The organism is Rhodanobacter sp. FW106-HT46G03, from assembly GCF_058789895.1.
This window is the reverse complement of record NZ_JBYTCC010000001.1, coordinates 1,645,560-1,670,811: the sequence shown is the minus strand read 5'-3', so window position 1 is coordinate 1,670,811 and position 25,252 is coordinate 1,645,560. Positions and strand designations below refer to the sequence as shown.

Below are 25,252 nucleotides of genomic sequence, written 5' to 3'. Positions count from 1 at the left end.
CGCTATCGGCCCGGCTCGTCCCGGTGCCCATCACCAATGCTTGGATACGGAGAGGCTCAGGAAGCGACCGACCGCTGAATAGTTGGTCGAGTCGTAAGGCGTATAAGTCAAAGAGGTAACGACGTACAACGGCGGCGCACGGTTGAACAGATTCTGCGCCGACAACTCCAGTGCCAAGTTTGACCATGCGTCATCGCGCGCACCGGTGTCGTAGCGAAGCGTGGCGTCGAAGGTGGTAAATGAAGCCCCTTTCCTGCCGTTGGCGACGTTGGTTACTCCGCTTTTGTAGTTTCCGAACAGCGAAGCGGTAAAACCACCCTGCTGCCAGACCGCCCCAAGCCTGCTGCTGACCCTCGCCGGGTAGAACAACGTGCCGGCTAGGTCGTAGGGCCTCTGCGCCGCTGTCAAGGATTGTGTACTGTCCAGCCAGCTGGCTGAACCACGGACCGTCAACTGGCCCAGGCCCAAGCCGACCTGGTACGACCCTGACAGATCGCTCCCTTTGATCCGCTGTCGGGCCGCATTGAGATACCGCCCATCAATGATTGCTACCACCTTGCCGGCGTCGTAGGGTGAGCCAACGTAGTTGTAGAAGGTGCCGGCGCTTGCAAGCGCCGCCATTTGCGCGGCCTCGGTCGGGTTGTAATGGACGAAATCCGCGTAGATCGGATTACCGAACACGTCGACGGTATTTATGGGCTTGAGGACGCGCTCTGTGTAGTCGATATCGAACCACGTCAGCTCCAACTCGAGGCTGGACAACGCCTCCGGATGGAACGCCAGTGAGCCACTCCGTGTTCGAGCCCGCTCAGGACGAAGGTTTACGTTACCCCCCGCCAGCCACAACGCCGCAGCATCCACGGGATAACCAACGCCGAATGTCGATGCCGGATAGTAGATGGCGGTCCCGGCGGAATAGCGCTGCTCGAGCGTGGATGCCTTGAATGACTTCCCCCATGAAGCCTTCAACGAGAAATCGGCGCTGGGCGAGTAGACCACTCCGAACCTGGGCGTGGTCACCCTTCCATAATCGCCATCTTCCGCACGGACCGCACCTGTCAGCGCAAGCCGCTCGATCCCTCCGACACTTTGCTCCGGTCCCACCAGCGGCAGGTTCAACTCGGCATAGGCAAAGCGGCTGCTCTCTTCGCCATCGGCCTTGACCGCGTTGCCGCTCAGGTACAGGAAGTCGTTGTACCGATAACCTGCTCCTGCAGCCAGCCTCGCCTCGCCACCGGGTAACGTGACCAACGGCCCTTCCGCGCCGATCTCGTAAGTCAGGCTTTTGTTCCTATACGTGACGGGGCTGTGCGCGGTAACCACTCCACTCGCCCTGTTCACCGTCGTGGCAGATACAATGTTCTTTTCTTTCCCCAGCGCACCGCTTAGCGTGAGTGTCCAGTCCCCGGGCAGCCATATGTCGAAACTGGGCGCCAGCAGGGTGGTATCGCTCTTTATCTTGGCCGGGCTGTACGTGCTGGCGTACGCCATATCTGTGAGAATGTTCCGCTCGCTCCTGAGCGCGTCCAGGTGCAGTTCGGTGGAATCTCCCAGCGACTGATGCAAGCTGAGCAAACCGCTGCGAAGATCGTTGCCCTGCCACAGCGTCGAAGGCCGGTACATCGACTGGGTATAGTCTCGCTGGTCCGAGTAGACCGGATCGTTGGAGGTTTTCTCCCCTGCCACGATGAAGCCGCCGGTGGCCCAAGTCGTTCCGGCAGTGACGCTGTACTCACGCGTGGTCAGTCCACCCTCGGTGGCACCGCCATATCGCGTGCCCGCCGTCACGCCATCAAAGTCGCGCTTGAGGATCACGTTGGCCACGCCGCCCACCGCATCGGAGCCATAGATGGCCGACGCACCGTCCGGTACGATTTCGAGGCGCTGCACGGCCTCGACCGGAATTGCGCTGATATCGACCGACTGCGCAAAGCCGCCGTACGACATGCGGTGCCCATTGAGCAGGGTGAGAGTCGCATCCGGCCCCAGGCCACGCAGGTTGAGGCCCGAACCCCCGGTCATGTTCTGGTCGCTGGGTCCACCTTGCGCTGCCCCTGCAGCGACACCCGGGTTCTGACCCCCGGAGAAGTTCTGCGGCACGCTGCGGATCACCTCACCAAGGTCCGAGAAACCCTCCTGCTGGATCTGCTTGCTGCTGAGCGTGATGACCGGCGATGGCGTGCTGCCGCCACGGATGCGCGTGCCGGTAACCTGCACGCTCGCCATGTTCGTGACGGCTGGCGCCGGGGATGCCGAGCCGGGTGCTGCAGTTGGAGCGGCCTTGGAACCCGTCGCCCTCGCCTGCCCCGCGCCGCGCCGGATAGCCACGGTCCGGCTGTCGACCAATTCATATTCCAGACCCGACCCGGCGAGCAGCCGGGTCAATGCATCGCGCCAGCCCATGCGGCCCTGGACTGCCCGCACCGTACGACCCGCGACCAGTTCGGGCGGATAGCGCATCCGCAAGCCGCTTTGCCTGCCCAGCGCATCGAGGGCCGCGGCAAGCTCGCCTGCGGGAAGATCGAAATCGGTTTTGACCGCCAAGTTGCTCGCCGAAGCGTCGCCCGGTACGACCGCACCGGGCAGTTCCCCCTGCCCCAGAACCGGCAAGGTCGCGCCGGCGGCAGTGACAAGCAAGGCGATGGAAATGGCGTTGCGTAGCGTACGTGTCTTCATCCGTTACTCCCCTTGGTTTGGTCCTTCTGTCAACACGCAATCCGCCCCTACCCCGGATTGGTGAAAGCCCTCAAACGCACCCGTCTTGGGCCAGTTGCACGAACGGCAATAGCCGGCCCGTTGCAGCCTCATCGCCACAACCGTATGTATACTATACACAGTAGATGAATATTCTGTAGATTGCAAGACGGTAGAGGAAGAGTCTTGGCGTATGTCCGCCAAGTCCTTGCAATCGCTTCCGTCAAGCAGCCGCGCTTACGTGGCGGCGAACGTTCGTCGGCACCGCAAGGCCATGGGCCTGAGCCAGGAGAAACTTGGGGAGCTTGCGGAGCTGCATCGCACCTACGTATCGCAGCTCGAGTGCCGCAGGGCCAACATCTCGATCGACAGTTTGGAACGGATCGCCCTGATTCTGGGCGTGGACACCGCCCAACTGCTTCGCCCCCCTGAGGAGGAGGCCTAGCGGCGGCCGAGGGTCGCTACTTGGCGCATCAACGCTTCTGGGAATCAGGGCGGGGGAGCAGGTGAAGGACGTGCACCATTCCTGGCAGCGACGCGGCGCACCGGAATTGGGCGCTCAAATGGAGCGACACCAACTTGCGTATGTGGTGCGAAACCCAGGGAATCCGCATCCATCCAGCCGGCACCGGGTACAGTGTAGAAACAGTAGATTCTTACTCTGTAGAACGTTAGACGGTAGATGGTCAGGCTGGGGCATGCCTTCGAAGCCCTCACCACGATCCCTGCCAAGAGCACGCGCCCGCGCTGCCGCAAATATCCGTCGCCTGCGCACAGCCAAGGGATTGAGCCAAGAACAACTGGCCGAAGCGGCACAGTTCCACCGTACCTACGTCTCGCAACTCGAACGCAGCGTCACCAATATCTCCATCGACGGCCTCGAGCGACTGGCTCAGGCGCTGGGAGTAGACATCGTTGAGTTGCTGCAGCCTTCGGCGTGAGGGAAGGCTCTAGCCGGACTTGCTTGAGGCCAATTTGCCCAGAGAACGCCATTCCCGCGAAAGCGGGAATCCCGTCTGACCCAAGCTTTCCGGACAAGACCAAGGACGCTGGATCCCCGCTTTCGTGAGGATGACTGCGGAATGGTGACCGGCGCAATTCTCGTGCTGCATGGAACGCAGCGGCGTGTGGTCAATGACAAGACGGGCAACCCCTCTTCGGCGTGGCCCCTCCATGCCAGGCTAGTTGTCGCTTCCATTGATGGCTTATCTTCCGGAAGGCGGCAGCGAGAGAGACGATAAAGCGATTCGATATACCGCCGAGCAGCGGCAGGCCGCCGTGGCGCAAATGGGGCCTCCGCACGCTGATCAAGCCCGTCGATGCAGCAGATACACCGGAAGCGAGGGGGCGGCCTAACGGGGTCACCGACGCGCGCGGCGACAAACTGCCCGCCCCAGGCCAGACACCGCTCGACCTTCGCATCCGCTCCAGCGTTCCATCTCGCCAGCAGCAGCCGTCCGTAGGTTTTGAAATTGCCGCCGTCGCGATACATGTACTCAAAAATGCTGGCCCGCCCGCGCATTCCCGTCTCCTTCTTCTGCGCACCAGACGGTAGCGGCGCAACGTCTCACCGATGGCGATTCACGGGTAAGGTCGCGGGCGTTACCCTGGTCGCCGCCCGAGGGGGAACTGGAACCATGGCGGAACGAACCGATTGGAGCCGTGAGGAAGTCGAGGCCTGCGTCGCAGACTACCTCCGGATGTTGACGCTCGAACTCAACGGCCAGCGGTACAACAAGACCGACCACGCCAACGCGTTGTTGAAGCTGCTCAACGGCCGCAATCGCGCATCCATCGAATTCAAGCACGCCAACATCAGCGCCGTGATGGTCGCGCTCGGCTATCCCTACATCGACGGATACAAGCCGCGCAGCAACTACCAGGCGCTACTGATCGACGCCGTCGAGGCGCAACTCGTCACGAACGGTGAAGTGCAGGTCGCAGTGGAGGCAGCCGTCACCCGACCGGCGACCGCCGTGCCCGTGGCCGATCCACAGAACATCTGGGTACCGACCCCGAGGCCCACCCACGTCCACGAAGCGCCCGCAAGCTACGTCGCACGTTTCTCTCCCGCCAAGCGCGACTACCTCGCCCAAGAGGCAAGGAACCGCTCGCTCGGCCGCGCCGGCGAACAGTTCGTCGTGGAGCTGGAAGCCCGCCGCCTGCACGCGGCCGGCAAGAAGAAGCTCGCAAACCGCGTGGAACACGTCGCAAGCACCCAAGGCGACGGCTTGGGTTACGACGTGCTGTCATTCGAGGACAACGGCCGCGAACGTCTGATCGAGGTGAAGACCACGGCATTCGGCCAGCTCACCCCGTTCTACGTCAGCCGAAACGAGCTCGCCCGCTCCAACGCCGACCCCGAAATCTACCGGCTGTACCGGCTATTCGACTTCCGCGACCGCCCGAGACTCTTCCACCTGCCGGGCGCGATTGATGCGTCGTGCGATCTGGAGCCGGCGTCCTATCTGGCAAGGCTGGCGGGTTGACCGTCCGTCCCGTTTCCCCGCTACTGGGACATTGTCCCTGACACCTTTCTCCAGCCGCCCCTCCGTGAGCGACGACAACCCGTACTCCGAAGCCTTGTTCCGCACGCTCAAGTACAGCCCGGCCTACCCCGGCAAACCCTTCGCCAGCCTCGACGGAGCCCGGCAGTGGGTGGCGCGCTTCGTCGCTTGGTACAACACCGAACACCGCCACAGCGCCATCCGCTTCGTCACCCCGGCACAGCGCCACGTCGGCGAAGACAAGGCCATCCTCGCTCGCCGCGCAGATGTCTACGCGAAGGCCAAGAAGACGCATCCCGACCGTTGGCGCGGTCGACCTACCCGCAACTGGGAGCCCATCGGCACCGTCTGGCTCAACCCCGACAAACCGGCCGACTCGGCACTCAAACCGCTATCCACCGCCGCATGAAAAAGCGGACAACTTTGTTGACAAATACCGCGATGAGCCCCTTTTTGTGACATTTTTTTTGCGACTTAATTACCCCTTCGGGGCTTAGGCTGGTTTGCGTCTCGACCTAGTTCGCGCAGGTGCAGGGGCTGCCAAGGGTGCGCCGGTACCTCTCGGGGATTCATATTGAGACGATGCGCGAAATATCGAATCGACCAGCCTCGTACAGCTAGATGTCACTCGTGCCAATACCTTTATCTGCTCGCAACATGTATCAACAGGCGACTTATGAGGATAGTTCATGGTGTGATCGACTTCGCCCCACAGCTCCTCCGCCAATGTCCTAACCTGTAGTTCGCATGTAACCCGCGTTTGTGAGTTGGGCGCGATCACATAGTGAACACTCGTATACATCGTGGGACTCTCAACGGGCTCAATTCCGATGCTTCGAAAGAACTCTCGTGATTCATCATCCCAGGTACGAGCCTTTGGCTCTTCCACGATCTCGTATCGGAACTCCTGAAACAGATCTCTGAGCGATTTATCTATAGCAACGATCTGACCGCTGTGAAGATGAAGAATCCGCAACCCGGCTAGGTCGTTGATAGTCTCGAACAGGTTCTCCGGAGTCACTCGAAACTCCGAGCCCTCTGTTTTCGCCTTTAGCGCCTTTCTTGTCAACTTTTCTCGCAAATGGTCGGTGTCTTTGATTCTCCATCGTAGCGAGTGCACGCAAGCCATCAAAGGAGCATGCCCCTCGATCGCCATGCGCAACTGATCGAGCATCGTTTGAACTAGGTCGCGATTTGAGACATACCGCGCGACAATCGCCTCGACCTTTGCGCGCTCTTTGCTATTCAGAGAAGTTAGTGCGGTCACGACGCCAACTCCTTCACGCGCGCCTCGACCTTATCGGCAAGCTTTTCGAAGGCTTTCTTTGCCTCTTCTTTCATGTATGGAACCGCACCATCCACAGAAAAAATGGGCTTCCCTTGATCTTGAGCCAGCGATGCCGCAGTAGCGAAGTCCTTAATCTGACCAAGATTGAAATGGCTTGATGTCCCACGCGCTAGAAGAGGATCGATCTCCCGCAAAACGGCAACAATGTCACTAAAACTTCGCTTCTCAAGCTCCCTCGCATATGATTGATGTCCACTCGTAAGCTGGCCACCGTACATCCGGAACCGCTGGAGAACATACCCAAGATATCGGGGCCTTCCTAGCAAGAGAGGAACATCACTTGGTGCGAGGCGGGAAACGATGTCCCAATCCTTGATCCAGTTGGCCACGGTGTGGCCCAACGTCTTCAACGCTCGCGTGGAGAAGAAGTCACACGCCGCTGGGACGATGAAATAGTCAGAGCCAAGAAGTATTGCGCGATTGAGCGGGCCAATATTCGGCCCCACGTCGAATAGAATATAGTCTGCACCAACTTTAGCGGCGCATCGATGGGCCAATACAGAAATGGCTGACGTCTCCGTAAAGCCACGAATCTTGCGTTGCAAGCAATCTATCCAAGACTGCTGAAGTGCAACTTCAAACTCAGATAGGCGGATATCACCCGCTAAAAGGTAAACGCCTTCGCCGCGCTCAATCGGATCCACGTAATTGAGCCCCCCACCAGACGCCATAAGGGGACGTACGACAGACCAGATAGTTCGACCGTTCGCCCCCTCTGATTCATCCAGATACTTATCTACAACTTCCGCCTCGACCAAGTATGAGGTGAGGTTACACTGAGGATCAGAGTCAACAAGTAGCACCTTCCGCCCTCTCGAAGCAAGCGAAAAGGCTAGATTCACGGTTAGCGTCGTCTTTCCTACACCCCCTTTGTGGTTAAATAAAGTCAAGCTTACAGGTCGAGATTTCACCACCACAGACCTACTCCTTTAGCTGGTCTTTCGCTGCCTCGCCTTACGCGCAGACCTCTTTGACTTCACACTATTCATGGATGCCTTCGCCGCCTCTCGATCAGGAAGCAGATCTATGTAACGCTCACCCACCGCGCTTAGCTGCTTGTTTCCTTTCGTGTATGGCACTAAAAACCCTCGCGCCCGAGCGTTATCAACTGCGACGGAAGCATTCGAGAATTTCGGTTGAGCAGCTTCTACATTCAACGAACTAATGTCGACCGTCTTGAAATGAGGAGTGTCCCTGTAATGGGTGAGGTAGTACGCGAGACATGCCACCCTCTCCACATCAGTTCCTGGCTCCTTGTCTCGCAAGAATTCTTTGGGTGACAAAGTTCGATCCACGGTGAACGTCGACGTTAGAGTCGACCCGCTCAGCGGGCTGCTATTGCCACCTCCATCTGATCCACTTGGCCGATGATAGGCGGGGACGCCCAGGAACGCACCAACAGACGCTAGTACGCGCCTTTGCGCCTCGTCATCGAGCTGTCTCAACACTGAGACAATCGTCGAAAGAGCCTCCACATCATCCATAACTACCCCTCTGTGCCATGTACTCGGTTAGCCTTGCCGCCAACGAGCATCACATGTTCCGCCGATACTCCCCGCCCACATCGTACAACGCGTGACTGATCTGCCCCAGCGAGTTGTACTTCACCGCTTCCATCAACTGCTCGAATACGTTCTTGCGCGCGCGTGCCGTGTCCTGCAGGCGCAGCAGGCTTTCCGGTGCAAGACCGTTGCGGGCCTTGCCGAAGGCGCGGACGTTGTCGATCTGCTGGTGTTTCTCTTCCTCCGTCGAGCGGATCAACTCGATCTTGCCGGAGACGGCGCCGCCGTCCTTGCCGAGGAAGGTGTTGACGCCAATGAGCGGCAGGCTGCCATCGTGTTTCTTGCGCTCGTAGTAGAGGCTTTCTTCCTGGATCTTGCCGCGCTGGTACATGGTGTCCATGGCGCCGAGCACGCCGCCGCGGTCGCTGATGGCTTCGAACTCGCGGTAGACGGCTTCTTCCACCAGGTCGGTCAACTGCTCCACCACGTAGCTGCCCTGCCACGGGTTTTCGTTGAAGTTGAGGCCGAGTTCCTTGTTGATGATCATCTGGATCGCCACGGCGCGGCGCACGCTGTCCTCGGTGGGCGTGGTGATGGCTTCGTCGTAGGCGTTGGTGTGCAGGGAGTTGCAGTTGTCGAACAGGGCGTAGAGCGCCTGCAGCGTGGTGCGGATGTCGTTGAACTGAATCTCCTGCGCGTGCAGGCTGCGGCCGCTGGTCTGGATGTGGTACTTCATCATCTGGCTGCGGCTCGATGCGCCGTAGCGCTCGCGCATGGCGCGCGCCCAGATGCGGCGGGCGACGCGGCCGATGACGGTGTACTCCGGGTCCATGCCGTTGCTGAAGAAGAAGCTCAGGTTGGGCGCGAAGTCGTCGATCTGCATGCCGCGCGCAAGGTAGTACTCAACGATGGTGAAGCCATTGCTGAGGGTAAAGGCGAGCTGGCTGATCGGGTTCGCGCCGGCTTCGGCAATGTGGTAGCCGCTGATCGATACCGAGTAGAAGTTGCGCACCTTGTGGTCGACGAAATACTGCTGGATGTCGCCCATCATGCGCAGCGCGAATTCGGTGCTGAAGATGCAGGTGTTCTGCGCCTGGTCCTCCTTGAGGATGTCGGCCTGCACGGTGCCGCGCACGGTGGCGAGGGTTTCGGCCTTGATCCTGGCGTAGGTTTCGGCGTCCACGAGCTGGTCGCCGGTGACGCCAAGCAGCGCGAGGCCCAGGCCGTCGTTGCCTTCCGGCAGCTCGCCGGCGTAGGCCGGGTGGTCGGCCGGGCGCAGCGCGGCCATCTTGGCCTGCGCTTCGGCCCAGCGCGCGGGGTCGGCCTTGAGGTGCTTCTCGATGTTCTGGTCGATGGCGGTGTTCATGAACATCGCCAGGATCATCGGCGCCGGGCCGTTGATCGTCATCGACACGCTGGTTTTGGGTGCGCACAGGTCGAAGCCGGAATAAAGCTTCTTCATGTCGTCGAGCGTGGCAATGGAGACGCCGGAGTTGCCGACCTTGCCGTAGATGTCCGGGCGCGGCGCCGGGTCTTCGCCATAGAGCGTGACCGAGTCGAACGCGGTGGAGAGGCGCGCCGCGGCGCCGCCCTGGGAGAGGTAATGGAAGCGGCGGTTGGTGCGCTCGGGCGTGCCTTCGCCGGCGAACATGCGCGTGGGCGCCTCGCCGCTGCGGCGGTACGGGTACACGCCGCCGGTATACGGGTAATGGCCGGGGAGGTTTTCCTTGCCGAGGAACATGAGCTGGTCGCCCCAGCTCTCGGTGCGCGGCGCGGCGACCTTCGGGATCTTCTCGTGGCTCAGCGACTCCACGTAGTTCTCGACGCGGATGGTCTTGCCGCGCACCTGGTATTCGTTGACGTCGCGGGTGACGGCTTCGCGCAAGTTCGGCCATTCGCGCAGTTGGTGCACGGCCTCGCTGGAAAGCTCCTTCACCGCCTCGTTGTAGCGCTGGCGCAGGAGCTGCAGCGCGCGGTCGGTGCCGGCGTGCAGGTCGTCGCTGTGATAGCGGTCGAGCGCGCGCGGCAGCTTGTCGTCGCCCAGCTCGCGCAGGGATTCGTAATAGTGCTGTGCGCGGTTGGCGGCGGCGGATTGATGCACCACCGCCGCATTGATGCCGCGCCCCTGCTCCGCGATCTCGGCGAGGTAGCGCACGCGCGCACCGGGGATGAGCACGGTGGCGCGCGGTTCCTTGATGGTGGTGTCGACCTGCGGGTCGAAATTGCACGACGCCCCGCCGACGCCCGGCACCTTGGCGCGCAGCAAACGGCACAGGTTCGCGAACATCCACGTCACGCCGGGGTCGTTGAACTGGCTGGCGATGGTGGGATAGACCGGCTCGTCCTCGGCCTTCACCTCGAAGGCGACGTGGTTGCGTTTCCACTGCTTGCGCACGTCGCGCAGCGCGTCCTCGGCGCCGCGGCGATCGTACTTGTTGAGCACGATGAGGTCGGCAAAGTCGATCATGTCGATCTTTTCGAGCTGGCTCGCCGCGCCGTAGTCGCTGGTCATCACGTACATCGCGAAATCGACCAGGTCGACGATCTCGGAATCGCTCTGGCCGATGCCGGCGGTTTCCACCAGCACCAAGTCGTAGGCCTGCGCCTTGAGGAACGCGATGCAGTCGCGCAGCACCTCGTTGGTGGCTGCGTGCTGGCGGCGGGTGGCCATCGAGCGCATGAACACCCGGTGGCTGCGCAGCGCGTTCATGCGGATGCGGTCGCCCAGCAGCGCGCCGCCGGAGCGCCGACGCGTGGGGTCGATGGCCAGCACCGCGATGCGCATCTCGGGGAACGCCTGCAGAAAGCGCAGCAGGAGCTCGTCCTCCACGCTGGACTTGCCGGCGCCGCCGGTACCGGTGACGCCTACCACCGGGGTATGCGCGCCGGCCAGTTTCCACTGCTTGCGCAGGCGTTCGAGCCCGGCGGCATCCAGCCGGCCCTGCTCGATGGCGGACAGCATGTGGCCGATGGAAATCTCGTCGTCCACGTTCACCGGCGTGGTGGCGGTGTCGGGCACGCGCTGGTCGGCCGCGTGGCGCGCGCGCGTCATCACGTCCTCGATCATGTGCACGAGGCCCATGTGCATGCCGTCGTTCGGGTGGTAGATGCGCTCCACGCCGTAGGCTTCGAGCTGGGCGATCTCCTCCGGGGTGATGGTGCCGCCGCCGCCGCCGAACACGCGGATGTGGCTGGCGCCCTTCTCCTTGAGCATGTCCACCATGTAGCGGAAATACTCCATGTGGCCGCCCTGGTAGGAGCTGAGCGCGATGGCGTCGGCATCCTCCTGCAGCGCGGCGCGCACCACGTCTTCCACCGAGCGGTTGTGGCCGAGATGGATCACCTCGGCGCCCTGGCTCTGGATGATGCGCCGCATGATGTTGATCGCCGCGTCGTGCCCGTCGAACAGGCTGCCGGCGGTGACGAAACGCAATGGCGCGACTTCCGGCTGGACGGCACCGACGGGGACGTGTTTGGCAGGGGAACTCATGGCAACTCCGACAACTGTGCGATAGCCGGTTGATTCTAGTGGCGAACCGCCTTCGAGGCTTGTTGCGGCGCGGCCTGGGAGCGTGGGCGACGGCGAAATCCACACCGACGACGCCGGCCCGAAGCTGCTGAGCGTGCTCGATCGCGGTTGATCCGCACTGCAAGAACGGCCCGCACCAGGCGGGGGTCGTGCGCCTTCACGAACGTGACGCTATCTTTCGCAGGTCACCGTTCAAGGGAGGAACCTGTCATGCATTACCGCTTGCCGATACTGATTTCAGCGGCCCTTGCCCTGTCCGGCTGCGTCACCTCGCCCACCGGCCGGCACCAGTTGATGATGGTGTCCGACGCGCAGATGAGCCAGATGGGCCTCACCGCGTTCGACTCGATGCGCAAGCAGGGCAAGTTCGTCGACGCGCCGCGCGAACGCGCGTACGCCACCTGCGTTGCCAGTGCGCTGGTCAAGGCACTGCCCCCGCCGTGGAACACCCAGTCGTGGGAGGTGCAGATCATCGGCGACGACAGCGCCAACGCGTTTGCGCTGCCGGGCGGACGCATCGGCGTGAACCGCGGCATGTTCAAGGTGGCCACCGACGAGAACCAGCTCGCCGTGGTGCTTGGCCACGAGCTGTCGCACGTGGTGGCGCGCCACGGTGCGGAGCGCGTGTCGGACAACTACGCGGCCCAGGCCGTGGTGCTGGCCGGCTCCGCATACGCCGCCAGCCAGGGTGGCGATGCCGGACGCACGGCGGCCGCGCTCGGGCTGGGCGCCGAAGTGGGCCTGCTGCTGCCGTTCTCGCGCACGCAGGAAAGCGAAGCGGATGAACTTGGCCTGCGCTACATGGCCAAGGCCGGCTTCGACCCGCGCGCCGGCACCGTGCTGTGGCAGAAGATGGCGCAGCAAAGCGGCGGCAAGGTGCCCGCCTTCCTGTCCACGCACCCGTCCTCCGGCAACCGCGCGCAGAAGCTGGCCGCCGAGGCGCAGCAACTGATGCCGACCTACGAGGCAGCGCGCGCCAGCGGCAATGCACCGAATTGCCGGCCGCCCGCCACGACGTGATACCGGTGCCGATGTCGGGGTCGTGTTCACTTTTCCGAAGGCCACGGGGAAACCCGGGCACCGTCGGGCAGTGAGCCCGCTCCCATCCGCCACCGACGCAAACGGCCCGCGCTCCCGGGCCGTTTCCTTTTGCGTCGCAGACAGCGAGACTCCGAAGTCGCATCGTTGCCGACAGCCGCAGCCGCGAGAGTTCCCGTGACGTCTTCCCCTTTGGCAAACCGTTCCGCCGACGCCATCCGGCCGGGCCTGATGGTGGTGCATGGCAACCGCCTCGAAGACCTGCGCGACCTGCTGGTGGAGTGGCTGGCGCACGCGCCGCTGGCGCCGCTCGAAGACGAAGTGATGCTGGTGCAGAGCAACGGCATCGCGCAGTGGCTGAAGCTGGCGCTGGCGCGGCCACGCACGGACCACGGCATGGGCATCAGCGCGGCGGTGGACATGCAGTTGCCGGGGCGTTTCCTGTGGCAGGCGTATCGCGCGGTATTGGGCAGCGAGGCGGTGCCGGCCGAATCGCCGTTCGACAAGTCGCGGCTGACCTGGCGCCTGATGCGCCTGCTGCCCGCGCAGCTCGGCCACGCGGATTTCGCCCTGCTGCAGCATTACCTCGGCGCGAACCGGGACGCCACCGATCAGCCCGATCCGATCAAGCTGTTCCAGCTTGCGCAGCAGATCGCCGACCTGTTCGACCAGTATCAGGTCTACCGCGCGGACTGGCTGGAAGACTGGGAACACGGCCGCGACGCACTGCGCGACGATTTGCGCGGCCACCCCGCCCCGCTGCTTGCCGAGCAGCGCTGGCAGCCACGGCTGTGGCGCGCATTGCTGGACGACGTGGGCGCCACGCAGCGCGACAGCCACCGCGCGGCGGTGCATCGCGCCTTCATGCAACGCGCCGCCGGCCTGACGGAGCGCCCCGCCGCACTGCCGCGGCGCATCGTGGTGTTCGGCATCTCGTCCCTGCCGCAACAGACGCTGGAAGCGCTCACCGCGCTGGGCCGCGTCGCGCAGGTGTTTCTGCTGGTGGCCAACCCGTGCCGGCACTACTGGGGCGACATCATCGAAGACCGCGAGCTGCTGCGCGCCGAGCGCCATCGCCACGATGCCAAGCCCGGCATGCCTGCCGCGCCGCGCTTCGAGGATCTGCACGCGCAGGCCAACCCGCTGCTCGCCGCGTGGGGCAAGCAGGGGCGCGACTACATCCGCCTGCTCGACGCCTTCGATGTGCCCGCCGCCTATCGCAGTCAGTTCGCGGCGCTGAGCCGCGACATCGACCTGTTTACCGACCCGGGCACCGGCAGCCTGTTGCGCCAGGTGCAGCAAGCCATCCTCGATCTCGACCCGCTGCCGGCCGACCCCGCGCAACGCCGGGTGCTGCAACCCGACGACGACTCGCTGCGCTTCCACATCGCGCACAACCCGCAGCGCGAGGTGGAGATCCTGCACGACAACCTGCTGGCGATGTTCGAAGCGGCGCAGCGCGCGGGCCACCCGCTCTCGCCGCGCGACGTGATGGTGATGGTGCCGGACATCCAGACCTACGCCCCGCACATCCAGGCGGTGTTCGGCCGCATTCCGCCGGACGATCCGCGCTACCTGCCGTGCAGCATCGCCGACCGCCACGGGCGCGGCAGCGCGCCGCTGCTGGTGGCGCTGGAGCAACTGCTGCGCCTGCCCGAGTCGCGCTTTGCGGCCAGCGACATCCTCGACTTGCTCGATACGCCCGCACTGCGCCGCCGCTTCCATCTCGATGACGACGACCTGCCGGTGCTGCGCCGCTGGATCGAGGGCGCCGGCATCCGCTGGGGCCTCGACGGCGCGCAAAAGGAAACCTTCGGACTGCCGGCGGAAGAGCAGAACACCTGGCGCTTCGGCCTGCGCCGCATGCTGCTGGGCTACGCGGTGGGCGACGGCGAGTCGCTGGACGGCATCGCGCCCTACGCGGAAATCGGCGGCCTGGACGCCGCGCTGCTCGGCCCGCTCGCCCTGCTGCTGGACCGGCTCGACCACTACCGCCAGCAGCTCGACCAACCGGCCACACCGGCCGCGTGGAGCGAACGCCTGCGCAACCTGCTCGCCGACTTTTTCGACGCCGGCCGCGACGACGCCGACACCGTGCTGCTGCAGCGCCTGCACGATGCGCTGGAAGCCTGGGAGCAGGCTTGCGCGGAAGCCAGTCGGGGACCCGCCCGCGGTGCGGCCAGGGGCGCGAAAGCCGCATCCGCCCACGCCGCGAAAAACGACCCCGCCCCGCTGTTGCTCCCGCTCGCAGTGGTGCGCGAACACTGGCTGTCCGCGGTCGACGAGAGCCGGCTGTCGCAACGCTTCCTCGGCGGCGCCGTGAGCTTCGGCACCTTGCTGCCGATGCGCGCCATCCCGTTCCGCGTGGTCTGCCTGCTCGGCATGAACGACGGCGACTACCCGCGCCGCACCCAGGCGCCGGACTTCGACCTGATGACGCAACCCGGCCGGCAACGCCCCGGCGACCGCTCGCGCCGCGAGGACGACCGCTACCTGTTCCTCGAAGCCCTGCTCTCCGCCCGCGACACGCTGTACGTGAGCTGGGTGGGCCGGAGCGCGCGCGACAACAGCGAGCTGCCGCCCTCGGTACTGGTGGGGCAGTTGCGCGATTACCTCGCCGCAGGGTGGCAAAACGGGGATCAGGGTGGACTTCCGGAAAATGGCGCAGCGAATGGCGCCAACAGCGCGCCAACTGGCCACGCCGATCCGCTTCCACTCCTCACCACCCATTACCCGCTGCAGGCCTTCAGCCAACGTTACTTCGACGCCACCAGCGATGCGTGCCTGTTCACCTATGCCTACGAGTGGCAGCGCGCACGCCAGGCCGCGCCGGCCAGCGACGCCGCGCCGCTGCCGCCGCAGCAACGTGAGACGCCACTGAGCCTCGCCCTGCTGCAACGCTTCCTCAAGTCGCCCGCCAAGGTTTTCTACGCCGAGCGCCTCGCCGTGCGTTTTGAAGGCAACGACGAGGCCGATACGGACAACGAGCCCTTCGCACTCGATCATCTCGAAACCCATCAGATCATCGATGCCCTGCTGCACACCGTCATCCACGCCGGCGACGCAGCGCTGGCACCAGCCACGCAGCGCCTGTACGGGCAAGGCGTTCTACCGCCCGGTACCTTCGCCGAGCTGACGCTGGCGCCAATCGAAGTTGCCGCCACGCGCGTCGCCCTGCGCTGGCAGGCGCTGGACGCGCACTACCCGCTTGCCGGTGAGAGCCACATGCTGCGTGCCGCAGCGCACGGTCTCGTGGTGGAAGACGCCGCTGACGACTTGCGCGCGAACGACGACGGCCAGCGTATCCGCCTCGTGGCCACCGCCAGCGCACTGCTGGAAAATAAGAAACCGCGACACGACAAACTAATCGCCTACTGGGTTGCACACCTGCTGGTGAACGCCGAGTCGTTGGCTGTCACCACCTGCATCGTGGCACCGGACGCGCTGGTGCAACTGCGCCCAATCGATGCCGACGAAGCAAAGCAGCACCTCGACAGGCTGCTTGCCGCCTTCGCGGCCGGCATGGCCGCGCCGCTGCCGATCGCGCGCAAGACCGCTTTCGCCTGGCTGCTGACCGAGGTGGCGAATCACAAGCAGCCTCCCGAGAAGCAGAAGAACCCCTACGCCAGCGCGCGCAAGTGCTACGACCACAACGAGGGCGAGCACGGCCACGGCGAAGTGGACGAGGAGCTCGCCCTCGCCCGCACGTGGGCCGACTTCGCCGCCCTGCACGACGCCGGCTTTGAACGCTGGCTGCCGTTGTATCGCCCCCTGCTGGACGCCGCTCACGTCATGGACGAAAACGCATGAGCGCTGCGCAAGCCCTGAAACCGCTGCGTCTGCCGCTCTCCGGCATCCAGCTCATCGAAGCCAGCGCCGGCACCGGCAAGACCTGGACCATCACCGCGCTCTACCTGCGTCTGGTGCTGGGCCATGGCGGCACCACGCCGCTACTGCCCGCGCAGATTTTGGTGATGACCTTCACCAAGGCCGCCACCGCCGAGTTGCGCGAGCGCATCCGCACGCGCCTGGCCGAAGCCGCCGAGGCTTTCCGTGGCCAGCGCGAAGCCGATGATTTCCTCACCGAACTGATCGCCGAATATCCCGATGCCAAGCAGCGCGCCTGCGCCGCGTACCAACTGGAACTGGCTGCGCAGTGGATGGACGAGGCCGCGGTGTTCACCATCCACGGCTGGTGTCAGCGCATGCTCACCCAGCACGCCTTCGCCAGCGGCGAAACGGCCAGCGCAGACGTGGTGGCCGACGAGGCCGCGCTGCTGGCCGAAGCCGTGCGCGACTACTGGCGCGGCCACGTGTTTCGGCTGGAGCCCGAAGCAGCCGGGCTGTATGCGCAGTCGTGGGGGACGCCGGCCGATCTGCAAAAGTCAGCCAAGAACGTGCTCCCCCACGTCGAACACCTGCAACTGGACGGCAAGCCGCTGCCTGCGCTGCACGCGCCCGGCGAGCTGCTGGAAGCGCAGGCCAAAGCGCTGCACGCCGCCGAGGCGCAGGCGCGCAGCCTCTGGCTCCAGAATGTCGGCAATATCGAAGCCATGCTGCTCAAAGCCTCGCAGACCAAGGTGTTCGATGGCCGCCGACTGCAAGCCCGTGGCTTGCCCGGCCACTTCGCCAGCATGCTTGCTTGGGCGCAGGGCGACAGGCTCGACGATGCCACGCTGGGGCGCTTCACGACGACCTATCTGGCCGAACGCACCGTGGACGGCAAACAGCCTCCCACGCACGCGGCCTTTGCGGCCATCGATCACCTGCTGGCCGAGCGCCGACAGGCCGCATCGCTGCCCCCACTGCTGCTCGCCCACGCCGCCCTCTGGGTCGCGCAACGCATGACCGCGGCGCGCCGCCAGCAAGCCCTGCTCGGTTACGACGACATGCTCAAACACCTGGACACCGCCCTGCACGGCGATGCCGGCGGCACCCTGGCGAACCTGATCGCCACGCAGTATCCAGTGGCCTTGGTGGACGAGTTCCAGGACACCGACCCGCTGCAATGGCGCATCTTCCGCCGCATTTACCACGGCATCGAAGGCAAGGCGCTGCTGCTGATCGGCGACCCCAAGCAGGCCATCTACGGCTTTCGCGGCGCCGACATCCACACCTACCTCGCCGCACGCGACGCCGCCGCCGAGCCGCACTGGACGATGGGCACCAACCACCGCTCCACCAAGCCGCTAGTGGATGCCGTCAACCATGTCTTCGAATTCGCGGATCGGCGCGAGAAAGGTGCCTTCGGCTTCGGCACAAAGCTCTCCTTCATCGCAGTGAACGCCAAGGGGCGCAAGGAACACCTGCAACTCGACGGCGCCGAGCTACCAGCCATGCAAATGGCCGTCCAGACGTCTACCGACACCTTTGGCGCGGGCGACTATCGCGAGACGCTTGCCGCCCATGCCGCCGCGCAACTGGTGGACTGGCTTGCCGCCGCGCAGGCGGGCCGCTGCGGCTTCGCGGACGAAGGCGGCGACTTCACGCCGCTCAAGCCCGGCAACATCGCCATCCTGGTGCGCGACAAGAACGACGCCGCCGCGATGCGCGCTGCGTTGTACGCACGCAACCTCGCCCATGTGTATCTCTCGGACAAGCAATCGGTCTACGCCAGCGCCGAGGCCGTCGAACTCCAAACCTGGCTCGCCGCCTGCGCCAGCCCCGGCAACGACCGCGCCATGCGCGCCGCGCTAGCCACGCCCGCGATGGGGCGGAGCCTTGCCGAACTGGATCGGCTGAACACCGACGAGGCGCATTGGGAAAGCTGCAGCGACCACTTCCGCCAGTTGCACGCGCTGTGGCAGCGCCACGGCGTGCTGTCGATGCTGCACGAGCTGCTGCACCGCTTCGACGTACCCGCGCGCTTGTTGGCCCACGCAAGAGGCGAGCGTGCGCTCACCAACCTGTTGCAATTGGCCGAACTGCTGCAACAGGCCGCCGCCGAGCTGGATGGCGAACAGGCTTTGATCCGTTTCCTCGCAGCGCAAATCGACAACCCTGCCAGTGGCGAGGCCGCCGAGGAACAGATCGTGCGGCTGGAAAGCGAGGCCGCGCTGATCAAGGTGGTGACCATCCACAAGTCCAAGGGCTTGGAATACCCGGTGGTGATGCTGCCCTTCGTTTGCGCCTACCTGCAAGCCGACAGCAAGAAACCGCTGTTATGGCACGACGACCAGCACATCGCGCACTTCGACCTGCGCCCCAGCAACGACGCATGGCAACAGGCCGAGCACGAACGCCTGCAGGAAGATCTGCGCCTGCTCTACGTGGCGCTTACCCGCGCGTGCCATCTGTGCTGGCTGGGCGTGGCCTGCCTCAAGGATGCCAAGAAGGACGTCCCCGACCTGCACAAATCCGCGTTCGATTACGTACTGGCCGGCGGCGCACACATCAAGCCCGACGAACTCATGTCGAAGCTCGACGCCCTGACTGCAGGCCAGGGGGCCATCCAATGCATCACGCTGGACGACACCGTCGACACCCGCCGCTACCAGCCTCACGACGACGCCGGCACGCCGCGCGCCGCCCGCAGCTGCACGCTGCCGCCGCGCGAGCCGTGGTGGATCGCCAGCTACAGCGCGCTGGCCCACGGCAGCGACACGCCGCACGCTGCACCGGAAACCGCAAGCCAAGCAAACCTGATCGAGACCGCCGCATCCACCGCCGATGAAGACACGGCCGCGCCGCTGCAGGGCATTCACGCCTTTCCGCGCGGCGCCGCCGCCGGCAGCTTCCTGCACGAGCTGCTGGAAGGCTGCGCCAACGAAGGCTTTGCCCATGCCGCCGCGCCCTCCGACCGGCTGCGCGAGCTTGTCGCACGCCGCTGCCAGACGCACGGCTGGGCCGCGTGGAGCCAACCGCTGCTGCACTGGCTGGGCGAGCTGCTGCGCACGCCGCTGGCCCTGCCCGGCGGTGGTGTGATGCCGCTGACGGCACTCACGGCTCCGGCGTCCTGCCGCGCCGAACTGGAGTTCTGGTTCGAGGCGAATCGGCTCGACGCGCAGGCGCTGGACCGGCTGGTGACGGCGCACACGCTGGACGGCGCGCCGCGCGCCGCGCTGGTGCCGCACAAGGTCAACGGCCTGCTCAAGGGCTTCATCGACCTCGTGTTCGAGCACGCCGGCCGCTGGTACGTGATCGACTACAAATCCAACTGGCTGGGCCGCGACGCCCACGCCTACACCGCACCGGCCATGCGCGATTCCGTGCTGCAAGCCCGCTATGACCTGCAGTACGCGATCTACACGCTGGCGCTGCATCGCCAGCTCAAGGCGCGCCTGCCCGGCTACGACTACGCCCGCCACATCGGTGGCGTGCTGTATCTCTACCTGCGCGGCGTGGACGGCGCTGGCCACGGCGTGCACGCCGAGCGCCTGCCGTTCGAGCTGGTGGATGCGATGGACCGGATGTTCGCCGCCGGGAGCCACAGCCATGTCGATTGATATCCTGCTGGCGCGCGGCGTGCAGCAGCAGTACCTGCGTCCGCTGGATCTGGCGTTCGCGCGTTTCCTCGTCGAACGCGACGCGCAGTTGCCGCCGGTGCTGGCGTGGCTCGCCGCCGTGCTCAGCCGCCAGCTCGCCGATGGCCACCTGTGCCTCGATCTGGATCTGCTGCCGGCACTGGCGCGGGAGCAGGACTGGCCCGCCGACTGGCAGGCGCTGGTCGACGAAGCGCGTGCCGGCACGCTGCCCGCGTCGCGCCTGCTCGCGGCCAATGGGGAGGGCGAGCCAGCCGAGGCACCGCTGGTGCTCGACGGCACGCGGCTCTACCTGCGCCGCTACTGGAACCACGAGCGCGACGTGGCGCGGGGCATCCTCGCCCGTGCGCTGCGCAGCGAGCCGCCTGCCCCGCATTTCGCGGCGGAACTGACGCGCTTGTTCCCCCATGCCGGGCATCCCGACTGGCAGCGCATCGCCTGCGCCCTGGCCGCACGCGGCGGCTTCGGCGTGATCACCGGCGGCCCCGGCACCGGCAAGACCACCACCGTGGTGCGCCTGCTGGGGCTGCTGCAGACCCTGCACCTGCGCGAACACGCGCAACCGCTGCGCATCCGCCTTGCGGCACCTACCGGCAAGGCGGCGGCGCGCCTCAATGCTTCGATCACCGAGCAGGTCAGGCAACTGGACGTGGACGAAACCGTGCGCGCGGCGATCCCCGCCGAGGTGACGACCGTGCACCGCCTGCTCGGCGCACGACCCGACACGCGCCGCTTCCGCCACGACGCCGACAACCCGCTGCACCTCGACATGCTGGTGATCGACGAGGCGTCGATGATCGACCTGGAAATGATGGCCGCCGTGCTGGCCGCGCTGCCGGTTGCCGCGCGGCTGATCCTGCTCGGCGACAAGGACCAGCTCTCCTCGGTGGAGGCCGGCGCCGTGCTGGGCGATCTCTGCCGCCGCGCCGAAGCCGGCCACTACGCCGCCACCACCGCGCAATGGATCAAGGCCGCCACCGGCGACGACCTCGCCGCCTTCGTGACGGACGACGCGCAACCGCTGGATCAGCGCATCGCGATGCTGCGTACCAGCCACCGCTTCGATGCCGACAGCGGCATCGGCCGCCTCGCCCACGCGGTAAATGCCGGCGAGTGCGAGGCCGCAACCACCCTCCTCACGACCCCGCCTCCCGATCTCGTGTGGCTGCCCGCAGCGGACGCTGCCGCCTCGGTCGCGCTGGCCATCGACGGCGCCGCCGGCAATGGCGCGCACGGCTATCGCCACTATCTCGAATGGCTGCGCGCGCACCGTCCCGCCGCCGATGCAGGCGAGGACGCGCACCGCGACTGGGCGCGCGGCGCCCTGCAGGCGTTCAATCGTTTCCAGTTGCTGTGCGCGCTGCGCCGCGGCCCGCACGGCGTGGACGGTCTGAACCGCCAACTCGCCGCCGCGATGCACGCCCGCGGGCTGATCGACGGCGATCGCGACTGGTACGAAGGCCGCCCGGTGCTGGTCACGCGCAACGACTACGGCCTCGGCCTGATGAATGGCGATATCGGCCTGTGCCTGCACGTGCCCGCTGCCGACGGCGGCGCGCGCCTGGCAGTCGCCTTCCTCGCCACCGCTACGGACCGCGAGGTCGAGGCGCAGTTGCGTTTCGTCCCGCCGTCCCGGCTCGCCGAGGTGGAAACCGCCTTCGCGCTGACCGTGCACAAGGCCCAGGGCTCCGAGTTCGACCACGTCGCCATGCTGCTGCCGTCCGCCGCCAGCGCCGTCGCCACCCGCGAACTGCTCTACACCGCCATCACCCGCGCCCGGCGCAGCTTCACCCTGGTCGCCGGTAAAGCCGCTTTGGACGCGGGCATCGCCCACCGCACCCAGCGCCACTCGGGGCTGGGCCAACGCCTGCGGGCAAGAGATGGCCAGGAGCACGGTTGAAGAGATGCCGGCACGCGCTTCCGCGCCAGCAAAAAGGCGCCCATGGGCGCCTGAATGCTTGTTTCTGATGGAGGCCAGGGTCGGAATCGAACCGGCGTACGCGGATTTGCAGTCCGCTGCATGACCACTCTGCCACCTGGCCAGATGGCGCAGCCCGATCGGCGGCTGCTGATAAAACAAAACCCCGGCGAGGCGAGGTTTCGCTTGAAACTGGAGCGGGAAACGAGACTCGAACTCGCGACCCCGACCTTGGCAAGGTCGTGCTCTACCAACTGAGCTATTCCCGCGCGAAGAGCTGGCAATGATAACAGCAGATCGACAAATGTGAAACGCCGCGGCGCGTATCCGCGCCGGCAGCTGCATCCTTTCCAGAGACAACACGGCCCCGGCGAACCGGGGCCATGATGATGTGTCTGGAGCGGGAAACGAGACTCGAACTCGCGACCCCGACCTTGGCAAGGTCGTGCTCTACCAACTGAGCTATTCCCGCGTAAGGAGCGCGCATTCTAATACGCGAGCGCGTCGCGTCAAGCCGCGCCGAGTCAATCGCCGTGCGTGCCGTGCGGCGGCACCGCCTCGCCGCTCAGGCTCGGCCAGGCGGCGTGCAGGTAGTACAGGCCCGACCAGATGGTGAGGATGCCGGCAATCACCAGCAGGGCCTCGCCGATGTGGTACAGGCGCAACGCCTCGGCCTCTTTCTCGTGCTGCACGATCAGCACCACCAGCGCCACCATTTGCATCACCGTCTTGAACTTGCCGATGAAGGCGACCTTGACCGTGGCGCGCATGCCGATTTCGGCCATCCATTCACGCAGTGCGGAAATGCTGATTTCACGCCCCACGATGACCGCCGCGGTGACCGCCATCACGATCCCGGACCAGCCCTCCGGATGCGATTCCACCAGCAGGAACAGCGTCACCGCGACCATCAGCTTGTCGGCCACCGGGTCGAGGAATGCACCGAACGCCGAGGTGAGTTTCAGCCGTCGCGCGAGGAACCCGTCCAGCCAGTCGGTGAACGCCGCCAGCACGAACACGACCGCCGCAGTGATGTTGTGGCCGGGAAACGGCAGATAGAAGACCGCCACCATGACCGGCAGCAGCAGCACGCGGAACAGGGTGAGCCAAGTGGGAAGGTTGATGTGCATGGATGCGCCTGCGGATTTCGCACAGTGTCGCACGCTGCCGCGCGGCCACCCAACGCGCACCGTTCACGCTGCACGGCGCGGGGTTCGTGACGCGGCGTCGGCTGGCGGCGGTGCAGTCGATCAGCCATCGAAATCGAAGGCACCCAACCGCCTTCGTTTCCGCAATGCTCAGCGCCCCCGCATGGCGCCGGCCATCAACCGTGCAGCGCGGCGTAGATGCGCTCGGCGATGCCGCGGTCGACGCCCTTGACCTGCATGAGTTCCTCCACCCCGGCCGCGGTCACGCCCTGCAAGCCGCCAAAGGCGCGCAGCAGCGCCGACCGCCGGTGCGCGCCAACGCCTTGCACGTCTTCCAGCACGCTGCGCTCGCGCGCCTTTTCACGCCGGTGACGATGGCCCTCGATCGCGAAGCGGTGCGATTCATCGCGCACGGCGGCCACCAGGTGCAAGGCGGGCGAGGTCGGGCCGGGGTGAATCTCGCGGCCTTGGTCCACCAGGATCAAGGTCTCCTCGCCCGGCCGCCGCGCCGGGCCTTTTGCCACGCCGACAACGTGGATATCGCTGACGCCGAGCTCGTTCAGCACATCGAGCGCCTGCGCCACCTGTCCGCACCCGCCGTCGATCAGCAGCACGTCAGGCTTGATGCCCTCGCCTTCGGCCACCCTGCGGAAACGGCGGGTCAGCGCCTGATGCATCGCCGCGTAATCGTCGCCTGGCGTGATGCCGTCGATGTTGAAACGGCGATAGTGGGATTTCTCGGCACCTTCCTGTCCGAACACCACGCACGAGGCCACGGTGAGCTCGCCGTGGGTGTGGCTGATGTCGAAACACTCGATCCGATGCGGCGGCTCGGGCAGCTCAAGCAGCTTGCGCAGATCCTCGAAGCGCGTGCCGAGCGTCTGCCGGCTGGCCAGGCGCTGGGTCAGTGCAGCTTGCGCATTGCGCTCGGCCATCTGCAGGAACTGCGCGCGCTCGCTGCGCACCCGGCTCTTGATCTCCACCGCATGCCCCGCGTGCTGGGACAAGGCCTCGGCCAGCACCGCCTCGTCTTCCAGCTCGTTGCCAACCACCAACTCACGCGGTACCGGGCGGTCGAGGTAGTACTGCGCAATGAACTGCGCCAGAAGATCGCCGGGCTCGGCATCCAGCGGCAGGCGCGGAAAATAATCGCGCGTGCCCAAACTGATGCCGTCGCGGAAATACAGCACACTGACGCAGGCCAGCCCCGACTCGATGCGGCATGCGATCACGTCCATGTCGGCGCTCGCGCCCTGCACGTGGTGCTGCGCCTGCAACTGGCGCAGGCCGGCGATCTGGTCGCGCAGCTTGGCCGCACGCTCGAACTCCAGCGCCTTGCTGGCCACCACCATCGCCGCCACCAGCTCGTCGATCACCGCGCTGCTGCGGCCGTCGAGAAACATTTCCACGTGGCGTACGTCGCGCGCGTAGTCGTCCTTGTTGATCAGCGCCACGCATGGCGCGCTGCAGCGACCGATCTGGTACAGCAGGCACGGCCGCGTGCGGTTGCGGAAAAAGCTGTCTTCGCAAGTGCGGATCTTGAACAGCTTCTGCAGCAGGCTGATGCTCTCACGCACCGCGTGCACGCTGGGGAACGGGCCGAAATAACGCCCCGGCAGGTTCTTCGCGCCGCGATGCAGCGCGATGCGCGGAAACTCGTCGGCGGTGGAAAGGTAGATGTACGGGTAGCTCTTGTCGTCGCGCAGCAGGATGTTGTAGCGCGGCTTGAGTGATTTGATGAGCTGCGACTCAAGCAGCAGCGCCTCACTCTCGGTGCGCGTCAGCGTGATCTCGGCGTGCGCGATCTGCGCCACCATCGCCGCAATCCGGGCTTCCTTGCGTGGCTTGAGGAAATAATTGCTGACACGCTTCTTGAGGTTTGCCGCCTTGCCGACGTACAGCAGCTCGCCAGCAGCATCGAAGTAGCGGTAGACGCCGGGCGAAGTGGTCAGCGTGCGGACGAACGCCTTGCCATCGAACGGGGGCGGGTTATCAACGGGCATGGCGTCATTGTAGAAGCCACGGCCGTGACGGCAGGCGACGCAGGTCAGCGGAAATCCGCGGAACGATTGTGGGCCGGGCTTCAG

The 25,252-nt window shown here is 65.2% G+C and carries 13 protein-coding genes, 3 tRNA genes and 1 pseudogene; 8 read left to right on the top strand and 9 right to left on the bottom strand.

The window, feature by feature from the left end:
* Positions 1–30: 30 nt before the first annotated feature.
* Positions 31–2,676, bottom strand: a complete 2,646-nt coding sequence (locus AC3WP6_RS07035; RefSeq protein WP_492627067.1) for a TonB-dependent receptor domain-containing protein — start codon at positions 2,674–2,676, stop codon at positions 31–33.
* Positions 2,677–2,887: 211 nt separating this feature from the next.
* On the opposite strand from AC3WP6_RS07035, the gene AC3WP6_RS07030 reads away from it, so the two are divergent.
* The 4 genes and pseudogenes from AC3WP6_RS07030 to AC3WP6_RS07015 form a co-directional block, all read left to right on the top strand.
* Entirely contained in the window at positions 2,888–3,139 is a 252-nt protein-coding gene (locus AC3WP6_RS07030) for a helix-turn-helix domain-containing protein (RefSeq protein WP_492627066.1), read from the top strand.
* A 253-nt stretch (positions 3,140–3,392) separates the two neighbouring features.
* Positions 3,393–3,635 carry a helix-turn-helix domain-containing protein gene (locus AC3WP6_RS07025; RefSeq protein WP_492627065.1) on the top strand — a complete coding sequence of 81 codons (243 nt, stop codon included), beginning with the start codon at positions 3,393–3,395 and terminating at the stop codon, positions 3,633–3,635.
* Positions 3,636–4,331: 696 nt separating this feature from the next.
* Positions 4,332–5,183: a protein NO VEIN domain-containing protein gene (locus tag AC3WP6_RS07020; RefSeq protein ID WP_492627064.1), complete on the top strand. Its 852-nt coding sequence runs from the start codon at positions 4,332–4,334 to the stop codon at positions 5,181–5,183.
* Between the two features lie 31 nt (positions 5,184–5,214).
* Positions 5,215–5,610, top strand: a pseudogene (locus tag AC3WP6_RS07015) (integrase core domain-containing protein); the annotation flags it as partial.
* Between the two features lie 84 nt (positions 5,611–5,694).
* Here AC3WP6_RS07015 and AC3WP6_RS07010 read toward each other — a convergent pair.
* The 3 genes from AC3WP6_RS07010 to AC3WP6_RS07000 form a co-directional block, all read right to left on the bottom strand.
* Complete coding sequence (locus tag AC3WP6_RS07010) at positions 5,695–6,330, bottom strand: RelA/SpoT domain-containing protein (protein WP_492628653.1); 636 nt, start codon at positions 6,328–6,330, stop codon at positions 5,695–5,697.
* Between the two features lie 134 nt (positions 6,331–6,464).
* On the bottom strand, positions 6,465–7,460 hold the full coding sequence (locus tag AC3WP6_RS07005; RefSeq protein WP_492628652.1) for a ParA family protein: 996 nt from the start codon (positions 7,458–7,460) through the stop codon (positions 6,465–6,467).
* A 622-nt stretch (positions 7,461–8,082) separates the two neighbouring features.
* Positions 8,083–11,541: a methylmalonyl-CoA mutase family protein gene (locus tag AC3WP6_RS07000; RefSeq protein WP_492627063.1), complete on the bottom strand. Its 3,459-nt coding sequence runs from the start codon at positions 11,539–11,541 to the stop codon at positions 8,083–8,085.
* A gap of 249 nt (positions 11,542–11,790) precedes the next feature.
* Between AC3WP6_RS07000 and AC3WP6_RS06995 the strand changes: the two genes are divergently transcribed.
* The 4 genes from AC3WP6_RS06995 (at position 11,791) to recD (ending at position 21,999) form a co-directional block, all read left to right on the top strand.
* Complete coding sequence (locus AC3WP6_RS06995) at positions 11,791–12,600, top strand: M48 family metallopeptidase (protein WP_492627062.1); 810 nt, start codon at positions 11,791–11,793, stop codon at positions 12,598–12,600.
* A gap of 195 nt (positions 12,601–12,795) precedes the next feature.
* Complete coding sequence (gene recC / locus AC3WP6_RS06990; protein WP_492627061.1) at positions 12,796–16,428, top strand: exodeoxyribonuclease V subunit gamma; 3,633 nt, start codon at positions 12,796–12,798, stop codon at positions 16,426–16,428.
* Positions 16,425–20,063 (top strand): exodeoxyribonuclease V subunit beta, encoded by a 3,639-nt coding sequence (gene recB / locus AC3WP6_RS06985; RefSeq protein ID WP_492627060.1) that lies wholly within the window; start codon positions 16,425–16,427, stop codon positions 20,061–20,063. The genes recC and recB overlap by 4 nt, the downstream gene beginning before the upstream one ends.
* Positions 20,053–21,999, top strand: coding sequence for an exodeoxyribonuclease V subunit alpha (gene recD, locus AC3WP6_RS06980; RefSeq protein ID WP_492627059.1), 1,947 nt, complete (start codon positions 20,053–20,055; stop codon positions 21,997–21,999). The genes recB and recD overlap by 11 nt, the downstream gene beginning before the upstream one ends.
* A gap of 68 nt (positions 22,000–22,067) precedes the next feature.
* Here recD and AC3WP6_RS06975 read toward each other — a convergent pair.
* From AC3WP6_RS06975 to uvrC, 5 genes are all read right to left on the bottom strand, one after another.
* A tRNA-Cys gene (locus AC3WP6_RS06975) sits at positions 22,068–22,141 on the bottom strand.
* 69 nt (positions 22,142–22,210) lie between these two features.
* A tRNA-Gly gene (locus tag AC3WP6_RS06970) sits at positions 22,211–22,286 on the bottom strand.
* Between the two features lie 127 nt (positions 22,287–22,413).
* Positions 22,414–22,489: transfer RNA gene (locus AC3WP6_RS06965), tRNA-Gly, on the bottom strand.
* 52 nt (positions 22,490–22,541) lie between these two features.
* Entirely contained in the window at positions 22,542–23,147 is a 606-nt protein-coding gene (pgsA, locus tag AC3WP6_RS06960; protein WP_492627058.1) for a CDP-diacylglycerol--glycerol-3-phosphate 3-phosphatidyltransferase, read from the bottom strand.
* Positions 23,148–23,341: 194 nt separating this feature from the next.
* Positions 23,342–25,168 (bottom strand): excinuclease ABC subunit UvrC, encoded by a 1,827-nt coding sequence (gene uvrC / locus AC3WP6_RS06955; protein ID WP_492627057.1) that lies wholly within the window; start codon positions 25,166–25,168, stop codon positions 23,342–23,344.
* Between the last annotated feature and the right edge of the window lie 84 nt (positions 25,169–25,252).

What these genes read in the sequence shown, in the direction of transcription:
- AC3WP6_RS07035 (WP_492627067.1), bottom strand. Translation starts at nt 2,676, where the DNA reads ATGAAGACACGTACGCTACGCAACGCCATTTCCATCGCCTTGCTTGTC.
- AC3WP6_RS07030 (WP_492627066.1), top strand. Translation starts at nt 2,888, where the DNA reads ATGTCCGCCAAGTCCTTGCAATCGCTTCCGTCAAGCAGCCGCGCTTAC.
- AC3WP6_RS07025 (WP_492627065.1), top strand. Translation starts at nt 3,393, where the DNA reads ATGCCTTCGAAGCCCTCACCACGATCCCTGCCAAGAGCACGCGCCCGC.
- AC3WP6_RS07020 (WP_492627064.1), top strand. Translation starts at nt 4,332, where the DNA reads ATGGCGGAACGAACCGATTGGAGCCGTGAGGAAGTCGAGGCCTGCGTC.
- AC3WP6_RS07010 (WP_492628653.1), bottom strand. Translation starts at nt 6,330, where the DNA reads ATGGCTTGCGTGCACTCGCTACGATGGAGAATCAAAGACACCGACCAT.
- AC3WP6_RS07000 (WP_492627063.1), bottom strand. Translation starts at nt 11,541, where the DNA reads ATGAGTTCCCCTGCCAAACACGTCCCCGTCGGTGCCGTCCAGCCGGAA.
- AC3WP6_RS06995 (WP_492627062.1), top strand. Translation starts at nt 11,791, where the DNA reads ATGCATTACCGCTTGCCGATACTGATTTCAGCGGCCCTTGCCCTGTCC.
- recB (WP_492627060.1), top strand. Translation starts at nt 16,425, where the DNA reads ATGAGCGCTGCGCAAGCCCTGAAACCGCTGCGTCTGCCGCTCTCCGGC.
- recD (WP_492627059.1), top strand. Translation starts at nt 20,053, where the DNA reads ATGTCGATTGATATCCTGCTGGCGCGCGGCGTGCAGCAGCAGTACCTG.
- pgsA (WP_492627058.1), bottom strand. Translation starts at nt 23,147, where the DNA reads ATGCACATCAACCTTCCCACTTGGCTCACCCTGTTCCGCGTGCTGCTG.
- uvrC (WP_492627057.1), bottom strand. Translation starts at nt 25,168, where the DNA reads ATGCCCGTTGATAACCCGCCCCCGTTCGATGGCAAGGCGTTCGTCCGC.